General features: G+C 71.1%; 13 protein-coding genes and 1 riboswitch. Of the genes, 6 read left to right on the top strand and 7 right to left on the bottom strand.

Going from position 1 to position 15,060, the window contains the following annotated elements; all coding sequences use genetic code 11:
• The first annotated feature begins 369 nt into the window (after positions 1 to 369).
• The 4 genes from ABZ374_RS17855 (at position 370) to ABZ374_RS17840 (ending at position 2,807) form a co-directional block, all read left to right on the top strand.
• The gene (locus ABZ374_RS17855) at positions 370 to 924 is read left to right on the top strand and encodes a MarR family transcriptional regulator (protein ID WP_360311957.1); all 555 of its coding nucleotides are present in this window, start codon (positions 370 to 372) and stop codon (positions 922 to 924) included.
• Between the two features lie 73 nt (positions 925 to 997).
• Positions 998 to 1,267, top strand: coding sequence for a hypothetical protein (locus ABZ374_RS17850; protein WP_360311955.1), 270 nt, complete (start codon positions 998 to 1,000; stop codon positions 1,265 to 1,267).
• A 233-nt stretch (positions 1,268 to 1,500) separates the two neighbouring features.
• Positions 1,501 to 2,421: a DMT family transporter gene (locus tag ABZ374_RS17845; protein ID WP_360311953.1), complete on the top strand. Its 921-nt coding sequence runs from the start codon at positions 1,501 to 1,503 to the stop codon at positions 2,419 to 2,421.
• A gap of 119 nt (positions 2,422 to 2,540) precedes the next feature.
• Entirely contained in the window at positions 2,541 to 2,807 is a 267-nt protein-coding gene (locus tag ABZ374_RS17840; protein WP_360311951.1) for a hypothetical protein, read from the top strand.
• Positions 2,808 to 3,211: 404 nt separating this feature from the next.
• On the opposite strand, the gene ABZ374_RS17835 is transcribed toward ABZ374_RS17840, so the two are convergent.
• The 6 genes from ABZ374_RS17835 to ABZ374_RS17810 form a co-directional block, all read right to left on the bottom strand.
• Complete coding sequence (locus ABZ374_RS17835) at positions 3,212 to 3,673, bottom strand: hypothetical protein (RefSeq protein WP_360311949.1); 462 nt, start codon at positions 3,671 to 3,673, stop codon at positions 3,212 to 3,214.
• The gene (locus ABZ374_RS17830) at positions 3,674 to 5,029 is read right to left on the bottom strand and encodes an ATP-binding protein (protein ID WP_360311947.1); all 1,356 of its coding nucleotides are present in this window, start codon (positions 5,027 to 5,029) and stop codon (positions 3,674 to 3,676) included. It lies immediately after the preceding gene.
• Between the two features lie 43 nt (positions 5,030 to 5,072).
• Positions 5,073 to 6,584: an SCO6880 family protein gene (locus ABZ374_RS17825; RefSeq protein WP_360311945.1), complete on the bottom strand. Its 1,512-nt coding sequence runs from the start codon at positions 6,582 to 6,584 to the stop codon at positions 5,073 to 5,075.
• Positions 6,584 to 7,903: a hypothetical protein gene (locus ABZ374_RS17820; RefSeq protein ID WP_360311943.1), complete on the bottom strand. Its 1,320-nt coding sequence runs from the start codon at positions 7,901 to 7,903 to the stop codon at positions 6,584 to 6,586. The genes ABZ374_RS17825 and ABZ374_RS17820 overlap by 1 nt, the downstream gene beginning before the upstream one ends.
• The gene (locus ABZ374_RS17815; protein WP_360311941.1) at positions 7,893 to 8,702 is read right to left on the bottom strand and encodes a hypothetical protein; all 810 of its coding nucleotides are present in this window, start codon (positions 8,700 to 8,702) and stop codon (positions 7,893 to 7,895) included. Before ABZ374_RS17815 ends, ABZ374_RS17820 begins: the two co-directional genes overlap by 11 nt.
• Positions 8,703 to 9,018: 316 nt before the next feature.
• Positions 9,019 to 9,345, bottom strand: coding sequence for a hypothetical protein (locus ABZ374_RS17810; RefSeq protein ID WP_360311939.1), 327 nt, complete (start codon positions 9,343 to 9,345; stop codon positions 9,019 to 9,021).
• Positions 9,346 to 9,570: 225 nt separating this feature from the next.
• Here ABZ374_RS17810 and ABZ374_RS17805 point away from each other — a divergent pair, with 225 nt between their 5' ends.
• Together ABZ374_RS17805 and ABZ374_RS17800 are read left to right on the top strand one after the other, a co-directional pair.
• On the top strand, positions 9,571 to 10,728 hold the full coding sequence (locus tag ABZ374_RS17805; RefSeq protein ID WP_360311937.1) for a bifunctional lytic transglycosylase/C40 family peptidase: 1,158 nt from the start codon (positions 9,571 to 9,573) through the stop codon (positions 10,726 to 10,728).
• A gap of 138 nt (positions 10,729 to 10,866) precedes the next feature.
• Positions 10,867 to 12,900, top strand: a complete 2,034-nt coding sequence (locus ABZ374_RS17800; protein WP_360311935.1) for a PIG-L family deacetylase — start codon at positions 10,867 to 10,869, stop codon at positions 12,898 to 12,900.
• 112 nt (positions 12,901 to 13,012) lie between these two features.
• On the opposite strand, the gene ABZ374_RS17795 is transcribed toward ABZ374_RS17800, so the two are convergent.
• Positions 13,013 to 14,341, bottom strand: coding sequence for a transglycosylase family protein (locus ABZ374_RS17795; protein ID WP_360311933.1), 1,329 nt, complete (start codon positions 14,339 to 14,341; stop codon positions 13,013 to 13,015).
• Positions 14,342 to 14,345: 4 nt separating this feature from the next.
• Positions 14,346 to 14,567, bottom strand: a riboswitch (cyclic di-AMP (ydaO/yuaA leader).
• Between the last annotated feature and the right edge of the window lie 493 nt (positions 14,568 to 15,060).

The raw sequence follows: 15,060 nt of genomic DNA, 5'->3' as shown, positions 1-15,060 counted from the left end.
CACACCTCCCGACTACCGGTCGCGCGGGCCGGCTGCTCCGACTCGCGGGGGATCGGTCGACAGGCCCGGCTCGGGCATCCGAGGGCGCGCGAAAGCGGCCGCCCCGCCCCGGGGCGGCCTCGGGGCATGCCCGAGTCCGGCGAGGGGGTCGCCTGTATCCGCGTCGAGGCGGGCGGGCCGGGGGCGGCCGGGCGCATGCCCGGGCCCACGCCGGCGTCGCTGCCGTGCCTGATCCGATGAGTCCGAGTCCTCAAGCCTGAAGACTTCAGAGCTAAACTATACGGATCTATAGCGTTGCCGTCCAATGCTTATCCGGCGTCGGCGCGCAAGGCGACGATCGAGCGGGTCGGAGATGGGATACTGCCCGGCATGACAGAGGGGGCCGAGCCGCCAACGGCGGACGAAGGCGACATCGAGGAATACCTCGCCGTCTTCCAGCGCGAATTCCCCGAGGTGGATCCGCAGGTCGAGACGATCGTCGCGGCGCTGTCCAAACTCAACCGCCGGATGAGCGTCGCGTACAGCCGCCAACTCACCGCTCTGGGCATCACCAACGCCGAGTGGGAGGTGCTCAAGGCCCTGGTGCTGGTCGGGCGCCCCTACCGGCTCAGCCCCGGTGACCTGGCCCGCCGACTGGGCCTGACGCCCGCCGCGATGACGCACCGGCTGGACCGCATGGTCGCCGAGGACCTGGTCACCCGGACCCGGGACGAGCAGAACCGGGTGCGGGTGATCGTCGAGTTGACCGGCACCGGTCGCGATGTCTGGCTGCGGGTGGTCCGCGAGGCCGCGGTCTTCGAGGCCGCCCTGCTCCAGGACCTGGGTCCGGCCGAGCGGCACGCGCTCGCGGCCGGTCTGCGCGGCATGCTGGCACGGGTCGAGGAATCCCAGCCGGACGCGGGCGGGCGCCTGGACACGGAGTGATCCGGCGGGCCCGAGCGCTGCCACGTTCGGGTGCACGCCACGGCGGGACACCTGAAGAAAAGAGACCGGATACATGCGACTGCGCATTCCGAGGCAACGGACCGACATCGAGCGGCTGGACCGACCGCTGCCCGCGGGCCTGTCCAGGCCGGCTCCGCGCGTCCTGCGCGCGCCGCGACCGAGGTCCCCGCGCCCGGCCGAGGATCCGCTGCTCGAGTACCGCATGGTGGTCACCCGCACGCTGATCCGTCACCGACCGGTCGCCTCCGGCGGGTGCGACTGCGGCGTGCCCGCACCGTGCCCCGTGCGGGCACACGCGGCCCGCCTGCTGGAATGGGTCTGACCGCTCCGGCCGGGCCCGGGACGTGTCCTCGATCCCCCGCCGGGATCGAAGACACGCCCTAGGGTGTAGCCCATGCACCACGCCTGGTCCATCTGCCCGCCGCCCCGCCACTGAGCGGGGCGTCCCCGGGTCCGATCCGGTAGTCCCGGGTCGCGGCCCCTGCTCGGCCTGGCCCGAACCGGTGCCGCCCCGCTCCGACGTTGCCCTGTAGGCGTCGAAGTCGGAGCATTCCCATGTCTGTTCGTACCTTCCTGCACGCTGCCCGGGATACCCGATCCGGGCTCGATCTGTTCGTCCTCGCCGGAGTCCTGTGGGGGACCGGCGGCATCGCCGGTTCGCTGTTGGCCACCCGAGCCGGGCTGCATCCGGTGGCCGTCGCGGCCTATCGGCTGCTTCTCGGCGGTGTGTTCATCACCGCCTACGCACTCGCCTCGGGGCGGCTTCGGGTACGTCGCCCGAGCCGGGCCGAACTCGGCCGGATCGCGGGCCTCGGCGCGCTGTTCACGGTGTTCCAGGCCGCCTACTTCGCGGCCGTGTTCGCCACGTCGGTGAGCCTGGCCACGCTCACCACCATGGTCGCGGTGCACATCATGGTCACCATCGGCTCCGCCGTGCTGGAGCGCCGCCGACCCGGACGGATCGCGATCGCGAGCCTGACCGCGGCCGCCCTGGGCCTGGCCCTGCTGCTCGGCTCACCCGTCGGCGGCGACCGCGGCGCACTCGTCGGCATCGGATTCGCGCTGGTGGCCGCCGGCGGGTTCGCGGTGTTGACGCTGGACACCCGGCCGGACCTGCCCGGGCTCGACCGGGTCACCGCCACCGGGCTCGGATTCCTGTTCGGCGGCGGCCTGTTGCTGCCGGCGGGGCTGGTGGTCGGGATGGCCGTGCCGATGCGCGCCGACACCCTGGGCGCGGTGCTCTTCCTCGGCGTGGTGCCCACCGCGGGGGCGTACGTCGCCTACTTCACCGCGCTCGGCCGGACGCACGTGGGCGGCGGCATCGTCGCGGTGCTGCTCGAACCGCTGACCGCGACCGTGCTCGCCGCCTTCCTCCAGGGCGAACGACTGGGCCCGGAGCGGCTGTTCGGCGGCGCCCTGGTGCTCGCCGCGATCGCCGTGCAACACCGCGCGGTCGGCCCGACCACGCGCGGCTGAATCCTGCGGCCCCGTCGACCCTTCGGGCGGAAACCGTCCCGAATCACCCGTCCCGTCCCCGATTCTCGGCTAACGTGCGGCGACATGCGGCACACGGCCGGGAGACGAAGGAGTTGCGCATGAGCGTGTCCGAGGGGATCTCCGACGGGGCCGCGTACGCACCGTTCGACCCGACCGCGTTGCCCGCCACCGGGGGTTACTACAAGAAGCTCCCACCCACGCCGTGCACTTACGACACGGTCCCCTTACCGACCGAGGCGGTCGACGGCCACCCGATCGTCTGCAAGAACCGTGCCTGCAAGTACTACCGCAAATCCGACAAGGTCGAATACAAGTCCGGCCCCCGCGCCTACCGCTGCGAAGAATGCATGACCTGGACGGACTGACCCCACCCCGCCCACCCCCAAGCAACCCAACGCCGCCCCGCCTCGACCCCACCCGGCACCCGAGGCCACCGACGAACGCAGCCCCGCCTTCGGCCCGTCCGGCGCCCGAGGCCACCTCACGCCACCAAACGCCGGCCCGTCCGGCACCCGAGGCCACCGTAAGCAACCGAACGCCTACCCGCCTTCGGTCCGCCCGGCATCCGAGACCTCCGCAAGCACCTTCAGCCCGGCCGGCGTTCGAGGCCACCCCACGGAACCGAACGCCCCCGCAAGCCAAACCCCCCACAGGGCCATGCGGCCACGAACATGGTGGGTCGGGCCGATCGCCGGGTCACCGTACGGCCACGCGGCGACCAGGCCCGGCCACGATCAAGGGGCGCCCTCGGCAGAGACACGCATGCGCATCATTCCCCGTCCGGGAGCCGCTGATTCCGTTTCGGGGCAACTGAATTCGCCGATTCCGCGCCGGCCGCCCGCGCCGCGGCCTTCGCGCTCGCCCGGCGCAACCACCACCAGAACACCCAACCCACCGCGACCAGCACGAGCAGCACCACGACGCCGAACGACCACCAGAACGCGGTGGGGGAGGGCAACTGCCCCGGCGGGGTGTCCGGCCACGCGTGCGGCAGATCGTCGGGATCGCCCAGCAGCGAGCGCATCGCCAGCGCCGAGTTCTTGTAACCGACCTCGTCCGGCCAGTCCTTGCCGCTCGCCAGCGCGGCCAGCCCCGTGGACAGCCAGATCACCGCGGTGCCGGCGACCAACAGCAGCAGGCCCGCGATCAGCAGGCCGTCCGGGACGCCCTGCGCGGGCGCCCGACCCGGCGTCGGCTCACGCGGGTGCGGCGGGTGTCCGTAGGACCCCATCTAGGCCGCCGGATCGTCGGCCAACGCCGCCTCGGCACGCACTCGTTCCTCCACCGCGTCCTCGGTCATCGCGCGGTCGGTGTAGACCATCGGCCGTTCGGTGTCGGTGATCAGATGCTTGACCACCTGCACGTTGCCGTTGACGTCCCAGACCGCGATGCCCGGGGTCAGGGTCGGGATGATCTCCACCGCCCACCTGGGCAGACCGAGCACCTTCCCGGTCGCGCGCGCCTCGTCCGCCTTCTGCATGTACACGGTTCTGGTCGAGGCCATCTTCAGGATCGCGGACGCCTCCTTGGCCGCCGCACCGTCCACCACGTCGGAGAGGTGGTGCACCACCGCGACGAAGGACAGACCCAGTCGCCGGCCGAACTTGAGCAGGCGCTGGAACAACTGGGCCACGAACGGGCTGTTGATGATGTGCCACGCCTCTTCGACCAGGAAGATGCGCTTGACCCGGTCCGGCCGGATCCAGGTGTGCTCCAGCCACACGCCGACGATCGCCATCAGGATCGGCATCGCGATCGAGTTCCGGTCGATGTGCGACAGGTCGAAGATGATCAGCGGCGAGTCCAGGTCGATGCCGTCCGTGGTCGGCCCCTCGAACATGCCCTTGAGGTCGCCGTCGGTGAGGCGGTCCAGGACCAGCGCGACGTCCAGGCCCCAGACCCGCACGTCCTTGACGTCCAGGCTGAGCAGTTCACACGACTCCGGGGTCGGATTGCGCAGTGCCTCGACGATGTCCGGAAGGATCGGCTGCCGCCCGTGCACGGTGCGCATCACGTGCGTGTGCGCGGCCTTGAGCGCGTATCCGGCCCGCTCCTGCAACGTGTGGCCCATCGCCACCTCGATGATGGTGCGCAGCAGCGCCAGTTGCCCGGTGACCGCGATCGCCGGGTCGAGCGGGTTGAGCCGCACCGCCTCCCCGGAGAAGTCGTTGGGGTCCAGCCGGACCGGCTTGACCCCCAGCGCCTCGGCGATCAGGTTCCACTCGCCGACGCCGTCCTCGCCCTGTGCGTCCAGGACCACCACCTGGCGGTCGCGAAAGCGCAATTGGCGCAGTACGTACGTCTTCTCCAGCGCCGACTTGCCGTTCCCGGACTCGCCCAGGACCAGCCAGTGCGGCGCGGGCAGTTGCTGACCGTAGAGTTGGAACGGGTCGTAGATGTAGCCCTTGCCGGAGTAGACCTCGCGGCCGATGATCACGCCCGAGTCGCCCAGCCCGGGTGCGGCCGTGGGCAGGTAGACCGCCTGGGCCTGGCCGGTGGACGTGCGCACCGGCAACCGCTGGGTCTCGCCCCGGCCGAAGATGATGCCGGAGAATCCTTGGGTCAACGCGGACATCACACCCGACACGTGATCACCCCATCAGTCCCGTCCGCGGCGACACCGCCGACGCTCACTTTCGAATCCCCGTCGCGAACGGCAGCGTGTTGACGAACGCGCGGTGCTGCTCGCGGTCGCACCACTCCAGTTTGAGGAAACACTTGCCCGCCGACGCGCGGATGGTGCGCTTGTCCCGGGAGAGTTGGTCGGGATTGCGCGAGGACACCGTGATGTAGCCGACGATGTTCACCCCGGCCGCGCCGCCCGCCAGGTCCTCGCCGCGCTGGTCGACCCGGCCGGTGTGGGCCATGTCGCGCGGGTCGACCACCCGGTTCATCTTGGCCGCGCGGGCCGCGTCCGCGTCGTCGTTGGTCTTCTCGGTGAGCATGCGCTCGATCGCGATATCGGTGGGCTCCAGGTCCATGGTGACCGCGACGGTGCGGATCACGTCCGGGGTGTGCACCAGGAGCGGGGCCAGGAAGTTGACGCCGACCGGGGTCAGCGGCCACTCCTTGATCCACGCGGTGGCGTGGCACCACGGTTCGGCCGAGTCCGACTCGCGGGTCTTGGCCTCCAGGTAGTTCGGGTGCGTCGCGTCCAACTCGGCGGGCCACGCGTAACGCGCCTGCATGCCCTCGAACGCGTCGATCTGGTGCTCGGGGTCGTACATCGAGTGGATCAGCGAGGCCAGCCGCGCCTCGTTCAGCGGCTGCCGGACCCGGATGTCCGCCTCGGTCAACCGGGCACACACATCGGTGAGTTCACGCGCCATCACCACGCCGATGCCCTTGTCGCCCTTGCCCATCACATTGGCCTCGGCGGCCAGTTCGCGGGTGTAGTGCATGCACGCGATCAGGTAGGCGCGGTGCTGCTCGGACGACGTGGACACCATCGACTGGAGCTGCTCGTACGAGTCCTGCACCCACATCGGCGCCTGGTGGTCGCCGCGTCGGGCCACGTCCTTGGCGTGCGCGTCCGGGTCGGCCGGCAGCGTGCGGGCCAGCACCTGGAGCCGGGTGACGAAGCCGTCGCCGTTGGCCACGTGCTTGAGCAGCGTGCCGAACCGCTCGACCAGCGCCTCCTGGTCCTCCGAGTCGCGCAGCCCCACGCCGGGGCCCTCGATCTCGATCGCGGCGGTGACCGTACGCCGTTCCAGGTGCATCAGCACGGTCAGATCGTCCGGACCGAACGGCACGCTCGCCCAGGCCACCCGACCGACCCCGGGTGGTGCGCCGACCGCGACGCCCTGCCCGGTCAGCTTGGTGCCCGCCTCGGTGACGGCCGACCGATACGTGGCGCCGCGCTTGAGGGTGCGCTTGTAGGTGCGGTTGATCTCCCACCAGCGGTAGAACGTGCGCTTCTTGTACGGCATGTACACGGCGGCGAACGCGAGCACCGGGAAGCCGACCAGACCGGCGATGCGCAGTGGCAGGATCGGTACCAACAGGCCCCAGAGCAGCGCGAGTCCACCGGCGGCGATGATCAGGAAGATCTCGCCGGGCTCGCGGTTCTTGCCGATCACCGCCGAGGGTTTGGCCTTGCCGATCAAGAAGGTGCGGCGTCGGGCGACCGGTTGCGTAGTCATTACTCTTTACCGTTCCTCGCGTGAGGCGTTGCCGCGGGATTGGCCGGAGGCGGTGGTGCCGGTGTCGGGGCGCCGCCCGATCCTCCGCCCCTGGTGCCATGGGCCGCAATGCCCGACGATACGGCGTTCGCGGTCACCGGGGCAGATCCGGAACCGGTCGATCCCCGTGAGGCGTGTGCCTGGATGCCCTGCTTCATGTACGTGGCCGGACCGTTGACCATCGAGGCGGGACCGGCCGACTGCATCGCCTTGCGACTGCTGTGCAGCGCGGCCATGTCGTCGCCGATGCTGGGCACGAATCGGTAGATGAGCACGCTGGCGAAGATGGACAGGAACAGGATCGCCAGGCCGGAGAGCACCGAGGAGAACGCGTCGTCCTTGCCGCCGGAGGTGACCGCCGTGGCCAGCCCGAGCACGATCACGACCACGGGCTTGGCGAGCAGCACCGCGATCATGATCCCGGCCCAGCGGCGCACGTGGTGCCACATCGCCTTGTCCACCAGCCCCGAGTACACCGCGGTGCCCAGGATCGCGCCGACGTACAACATCGCCGCGCGGACCAGGAGTTCGACCCACAGGACGGCCGCGGCGGCCATCGAGAGCAGCGACACGAAGATCAGCATCACCGGCCCGCCGCCGAGATCGCTCGCGGGATCGAGCGCCTTGGAGAAGCCGCCGAGGAACTTGTTGGTGTCCTGTTGGGTGCCGGTCGCGATGGCCGCGGTGATCGCATCGGTCATCGAGACTGCCAAGTAGAGGATCAACGGGGTGAACGCGGACGCGATCACCGCGAGCCACAGATAGCCGATCGCCTCGCTGATCGCGGTGCCGATCGGGACCCCGCGCACGGCGCGCTTGGCGACGGCCAGGATCCACAGGATCAGGGTCAGGAAGGTGGACGCGGCGAACACCACGGCGTACTGGCGCAGGAATCCGGGGTTGGTGAAGTCCACCTGGGTGGTGTCGTTGACCGCGCCGGCCAGCTTGTCGATGATCCAGGTCGCGGCGTCGGCGCAGCCCTTGGCGATCGAGCCGAGCGGGTCGGTGACCGTGCCCAGCGTGCCGCCGCCCGGGGCGCCGGGACCGCCGTTGTTGCAGATGTCCTTGGCCGGGCCGGTGAGCAGTTCGCACTCCGGCTTGTTGGCGGGTGCGGTCGCGCCGGGCGTCGCCCCGGGTGTGGCGCCCGGTGTGGCGCCGGGTGTGGGCTCGGCCCAGGCGCGCGTGGCGCCGAGCACGACGACGGCCGCGGTTGCGGTCAGCGTCCCGCCCAGGGTCGGGAATCGGTTGCGAAGGCTGCGGCGTCCCCGGTCAGCGTGCATGGCGCAATTCCCCGAACTCCCCGTCGGCCTTGGCGATGTCGTTGGCGCTGGACGGATCCTGCAATCCGGAGACCGGAGTCGGGCCCTCCTTCTGGCTGAACTCGACCAGCTTCCAGTCGCCGGACACCCACGACATCTTCATCGTGGTGGTGTTCCACGCCTCGGCCACCGGCTTGGTGGAGTCGGGCCCGGCGAGGCCCACCACGCCCACGCTCCAGACCTCCACCGTCGCCGAAGCAGGGGTGAAGACAACGGACTTGGTGCCCATCGGCACGGCCCGACAAACGAAGGTCAGGCCCTTGGGCGGGTTTCCGTCGGGCTGAAGGCCGAATGTCGCGGTCTGCGCGCGGAACACCTGGTCGACGCGCGCGAGCAGACCGTCGCGGATCGCCGGGTCGGTGATCGCGGCGATGATCGCGGCCCGGGGCTGGGCCCGGAACATCCGGTCCGAGCCGTACGCGACGACGAAGTTGGCCGCCGCCGACTGGGCGCCCTCCGCGGTCTGCGGGTAACCGACCGGCACGCCGGACTCGGTGCGGTCGGGCAACTGCGCGGCGGACAGCGGCGGTCCGCCGGGGTTCGACGAGTCGGCCGGGGAGGTCTGCCCGGTGTCCTTGGCGGTCGAGCCGCCGTCCTGGTCGGAGCGGTTCGCGGCGAACAGCAGGGACACGATGACCACGGCGATCACCACGACGACGCCGATCCCGGACAGTATGGGGTTGCGCCTGGGCTGCGGACTCTCCGGTGAGGAGGTGGGTCTGGGCAGCCGGGTACGCGTGGCGGGTTCCTCGTCGTTCATGGCCTGTCCCCCCTCACCGCGGCAGGCCGGAAGATACGGACGACCTGCGCGCACAACACAGTCCCCGGGGGCGGAGTACCGCCGGGTTCGGTTGCAGCCGGAACGATCTTCCCAGACGGGAACTCATTCCGGTGGCGCCGTACCGATGTGTGAACACAGGCTCGATTGTCCGGTAAAGGGACCCGAATTGCTGCTTTGCCTCGAATGCGGAATGGGGCATTCCGTTTTCGGGGCGCACGGCGCACCGAAGTGCGCCGCGCCCGGGACAAAACACCACGGGATTCGCCACCTTGAGGACGGCAGGGTGCGAATCGGTCTAGATCGCCATTCCGTACACAATCGTGAACAGCGTCCCGAGCGATCCGATGATGAAGACGCCGGTCAGACCGGCGATGATGAGGCCCTTGCCCTGCTCCGCGCTGAACGTGTCGCGCATCGCGGTGGCTCCTATGCGTTGCTTCGCAGCGCCCCAGATCGCAATGGCCAGGCATAGCAGCAGGGCCACGGCCATGATCACCTCGACCATGATCCGGGCTTCGCCGCCCAGCCTTGCGAACGGGCCCCAGTTCGGAGCTATGCCGCCGATGATCGTATTGATGTCGCCGTTGCCGCCGTTGCCTTCGCCAAGAAACACGTTGTTCACCGCCCCCGAGGTCGGGCTTTTGGTTGCCTCCGGTCGCATTCGACCGGAGGAGTGGGTCGTTCGTTTATTGTGCTGTGGGGAAGCCGATCGGGCTACCACCTCGGCAAGTGTGTCTGCTCACTGTGTGTATCACGGGTGATTGCGCTGAGCAATCTCGGCGCGCACAATGTGCTCGGAGTGTCCGTCGCGGCCCGTCCCGGCCGCGGAGAATCGGGGGTGCCTGCGATGCGCAAAGCCTGGGTGGCCGGTGGCATCGCATTCGCGGTCCCCTTCGGTCTCGTCGGTCTTCTCACTGTAGGCGTCGGTGCGATGCAATCCGCGTCCGGCAGCCAGACCGGGGCCGGCGGCTCGATGACGCTCGCGCCCGGCACGGTGCCCGCCGCGTACGCGGCGGCGATCGACAAGTGGGGCCGGCTGTGCCCGGAGATCTCGCCGCCGCTGCTGGCCGCGCAGCTCTACCAGGAGAGCGGCTTCGACCCGAACGCGGTGAGCAACGTGGGGGCCCAGGGCATCGCCCAGTTCATGCCCACCACGTGGCCGGAATGGGCCACCGACGGCAACGGGGACGGCAAGTCCAGTCCGTGGGATCCCGCCGACGCGATCCCGGCCGCCGCGCGCTACGACTGCTCGTTGGCCAAATATGTCGCCTCGGTGCCCGGGGACCGGACCAACAACATGCTCGCCGCGTACAACGCGGGGGCGTACCGGGTGATGCAGTACAAGGGCATCCCGCCGTACACCCAGACCCAGGACTACGTGAAGTCCATCCGCTCGCTGGAGCAGAGCTTCGGCGTGGTGCAGACCCCGCTGCAGCCGATGGCGCTCGCGGCCGGTGCGGTCAACTGGGCGCAGACCAAGCTCGGTACGCCCTACCTGTGGGGCGGCGAGGGCACCGCGGCCGACGGCGGCCGGTTCGACTGCTCGGGGCTGACCCAGGCCGCCTACGACACCGTGGGCATCAAGCTGCCCCGGGTGGCCAACGACCAGTGGAACGCCGGCCGGCATCCCTCCCGCGACCAACTGCTCCCGGGCGACCTGGTGTTCTTCGCCACCGACCTGGGCGACCCGCGCAGCATCCACCACGTCGGGATGTACGTCGGCAACGGCCAGATGATCCACGCGCCCTACACCGGCACGGTGATCAAGTTCGGCCCGATCGACAAGCCGGACTACATCGGCGCCACCCGGGTCACTCCCGAGGGCGCCAAGTCGCTGCCGGACCGCCGCCCCGGTTCGACGAACAACGACTCGGGCGCGGGCAGTCCGGCCGCCGACCCCGGTGGGTCCGGTGGGTCCGGGGCCGCAGGCGGGAAGGTGCCGGCCCGCCTGCCCGCCGCGGCCGAGCCGCGCACCGCGGGGTCGGGCGGCGCACGGGCGCGCTGAGCGCGGGGGCGATCCGGCGCACGGGTCGCGCGGCCACGCCGGCCGTGCGCCGGATGTGCCGGGTGCGGGTCGCGGTCGCCGACCGGCGATGATGAGGCGGTCCGCCCGCGACGGCACAGCAGAAAGGCCCCGGCCGAGATGGCGATGATCCCCGGCACCGGCAGGTTCACCGCGGTGGTCGGCGTGCTGGCGCTCGGCTTCGCGCTCGCGGTGGTGAAGGTGACCGGGCCCTACGGGTCGCCCCCGTATCACGCGCCGACCTCGCCGATCGGGATCGAGACCCTGGCGCCGCGGTCCGGCCCGACCGGCGCGGTGATGCAGGTGGTCGCGCATCAGGACGACGACCTCTACTTCATGAACCCCGACGTCGATCGGGCGGTGCGCGCCGGCACGGACAGCGTGACGGTCTTTCTCACCGCCGGCGAGGCGGACGGACGCAATGGGCCGGGTGGACGCCCGGATTCGTCGGCGTACGCGGCCGCGCGCAACAACGGCTCGCGCGCCGCGTACGCGTTCATGGCGCTGGGGGATCGTGCGGCGCGCTGGGAGCGGCACAGCGTGCGGCTGCGCGACGGCGCGCACGCCGAACTCGACCACCTGGTGGACGCCCCGAACATCAAGCTGGTGTTCCTCAACACCCGCAAGGAGGAGGGCATCGGCGCGCACGGGCGGCTGCGCACGTTGTGGAACGGCACGGAACGCGAACTCGACACGCTGGCCGCCCGGGACGAACCGGCCGGCGGGCCGTACGCGTACACCCGGGACGGTCTGATCGACTCGCTCGCGGATCTGATGCGGGCCCAGACGCCGACCGTGGTGCGCACGCTCGACCCGGACCCCGATCGACAACGGCACGACCGGGCACACCCGGCGCACGCGGACAACGGCGGCGTCTCGGACCACCAGGACCACACCGCCGCCGCGCGGTTCACCTGGGAGGCGCTGCGCCGGTACAACGACACGCGGCCGGCCGCGAACGCGGCGGCGATCGCCTACCGGGGCTACTACAACGAGCGCTGGCCGCACAATCTCGCGCCCGAGGCCCGCGAGCGCAAGGACGGGATCACCCGGGTGTACGGCTGGACCGACCGGGTGCGGTACTGCCCGGGACGGGTGGACTGCGGCGATCTCAAGGTGCGCGACACCGCCGCGCGCAGCAACTGGCCGCAGAGCACCACGTATCGCTTCCCGGACGCCGGTCCCCGGCCGGTGCTCGGCGCGGACGGCCGGCTGACCGCGTGGGCGGTGCTCGGCGGCCGGGTCACCCGCTGGACCCAGGACGGCGTCGGCGCCGCGACCTGGTCCCCGGCGCGGTCGATGCCCGGTCCCGGCGACGGCGAACTCGCCCCGGGGCCGGCCGCGGTACGCACGGCGGACGGTCGGATCGCGGTGTTCGCGCTGCGGATCGGCGGCGCCCGGCGTGCCGATCGGGACCGGTTCGAGATCGTCACCGCGACCGAGGCGACGCCCGGCGGCACATTGGGCCCATGGCGGGCCCTGGGCAGCCCCGACGACGGCGAACGCGGCTCGGGCGCACCGGTGGTCCAGGCCGACGGCACGGGTGGGCTGCACGTGTTCGTGCGCAATCGGGACAAGGGGATCAGCACCCGTTTCCGGCCGGCCGGCAGCGAGGCGTGGTCCCCCTGGCGGGACCTGGGCGGCGGCGAGATCGTCGAGGGGTTGAGTGCGGTGACCCGCCCGGACGGTGGGGTGAGCGTCTTCGGCACGGCCCGCGAGGGCATCCGCCACTGGGACGTGATCGGCGACCGGTCGGGCCCGCCCGGCACGATCGCGGCCGAGCGGCCGGTGGGCCCGCCCGCGGCGTCGGTGGGCGCCGACGGTCGGATCGGCGTCGCCTACCGGCGGGCCGGCACCGCGGAGATCGCGAGTGTGCTCGAAGTCGGGCCCGGCACCTGGTCGCCGGGTGCCTCGCGCGGCGCGGGCGCGGGCTACGAGGCGCTGTACCCGCTGCCCCGGCCGGACGGCACCACGGACCTGGGCACCCGGGACGACCGCGGCCGCCCGGTCCTGGTCGGGCCGGCCGGCGCGGCGCTCGTGCTCGACGAGCCGGCGGTCGCGGTCGGTCCCACCCTCGCGTCGGATGGCGCCGGAGCGCCGGTCGCCCTGTGGCTCGGGCCGGACGGCACGTTGCGCACCGCCCGGCCGTCCTGACCGCGCCCCCCGGCACCCGGCCGGGCCGACCGGGACGCCGCCCGCCCCGACACGCGAACGGCGGGCGCTCCCCGAGGGGAACGCCCGCCGTTCGGCGCGGGAGAGCGGTGGATCAGACGTTGACGCCGTGGCTGCGAAGCCACGTCATCGGGTTGACCGCGGAGCCGTAGTTCGGCGTGGTGCGGACCTCGAAGTGCAGGTGCGGGCCGGTCACGTTGCCGGTCGCGCCGGAGAGCGCGATCTTCTGGCCGGTCTGCACCTTCATCCCGGCCTTGACCGAGATCGAGGAAAGGTGCGCGTACTGGGTGTACTTGCCGTCCGCGTGCCGGATGACGACCTCGTTGCCGTACGCGCCGCCCCAACCGGCCGACACGACGGTGCCCGAGGTGACCGCGCGCACCGTGGTGCCGGTCGAGACCGCGAAGTCCTGGCCGGTGTGGCTGCCGCTGGACCAACGCGAGCCACCGGTGCCGAAGCTCGCGGTGAGCGTGGCGCCGGAGACCGGGGAGACGTACGAGCCGGAAGCCTTCTCGGTGCTCGCCGAGGCGGGCTTGGAGTCGGTCTTGGCGGCCTCGGTCTTGACCGAGGTCTTCGGCGTGGCCGGCTTGGCGGTCTCCGTCTTCGGCGTCTCCGCCTTCGGGGCCTCGGTCTTCGGGGTCTCCGGCTTCTGCACCTCGATCTTCGGCGCGGCCTTGCCGTCGACCGCGAGCTTTTGGCCCGGGAAGATCAGGTCGGGGTTGTCGCCCACGACGCTCTTGTTGGCCTCGTACAACTTCGGCCAACCGCCGGGCACATGCGCGGCGCCGGCGATCTTGGAGAGCGTGTCGCCGGCGACCACGACGTAGGACGACGTGGCGGCGGAGTCCGCCTTGGCGACCGGTTCGGTCTTGGGCGTCTCGGTCTTCGGCGTCTCGGTCTTGGGCGCCTCGGTCTTGACCTCGATCTTGGGCGCGGCGACCGTCTTCTTCGGCGTCTCGGCCTTGGGAGTCTCGGTCTTGGGCGTCGACTTCGGCGCGGTCTTGCCGGCCGAGGAGCCGGTGTCCACGTCGGGGGTCGCGCCGCCTCGGGTCAGGCCCGCCTTGACCGAGCACACCGGCCAGGCACCGGGGCCCTGGCTCTTGAGCACCTTCTCGGCGATCGCGATCTGCTGGCCCTTGGTCGCCTGGTCGGCCCGCGCGGCGTACTGCGTGCCGCCGAACTCGTTCCAGGTGCTCTGGGTGAACTGCAGGCCGCCGTAGAAGCCGTTGCCGGTGTTGATCTGCCAGTTGCCCGTGCTCTCGCACTGGGCGACCTTGTCCCAGGTGCTCACGGAGGCGGCCTGGGCCGTGCCCGCGCCGATGATCGGCATGGCGACGCCGACTCCGGCGACACCCGCCGCGGCGATCAGACGCGTGGTCCTACTGGTGCTGCGACGGCGATGACGCCCGGTTCCGGACAGCATGGCTGGATCCTCTCCCACGCCTACGAGGTGAGCTGTCGGATTCGGGCCGGAGATCGATAGCCCGGCCACATCCCGAAGGACGTGGCTTCACCCCAAGCCGTTCGCGGCGTCCGATCGTTTCGATCGGGGCCGTTCGCGGCGGTTCACCTGTGGTTCCCCCGCTCCTGTCGTGTGGTGCTCGTCAGCCTCCCGAACGGCCGGCGACAGGATTCGGCGTACCGGCGATCGGGGTCCGTGTGGGATACGGACGGATCGAACGCTAAGCAGGCCCGGACGTAGATCACAAGTCCGTGTCGGATAGACGTCGAATATCCGATTTGCGGTTGAGCGCAATGTAGATGATCCCTTACGGAAAGGACCGTAGTTGGCGTTCCGTGCCGGATCCGATGGAAATGCGTGACAGTGGCCCCGGGTCGCCGTCCATACCGAACGCCCGGAATCGATCACCTACGCCCCGCTCGTCACATCGGCATCGCGGGTAGCGTCGCGCGAACGCGCCTTTGCCCACCGCTGCGAACGCCCGCACCCGCGGCGGGCGTGATTCGCCCCACAGGTCAAATGCCGCATATCCGATTCGTCCCGGGCCACTTCCCGCCCACCGCACGGTCCCGGGCGATCCTCACCGGCGACCGAGGTGCGTCGCGCCGGCGGCCGACGGCCCCGGCCGCGCCGCCTCCGGCAACCCCCCGAGCAACGGCGTCTCGAACAACCCGGGCGCA

This window comes from Embleya sp. NPDC005971 (assembly GCF_040629175.1).
In the GTDB taxonomy this organism is placed as follows: domain Bacteria; phylum Actinomycetota; class Actinomycetes; order Streptomycetales; family Streptomycetaceae; genus Embleya.
This window is presented reverse-complemented; position numbering and strand designations above follow the sequence as displayed.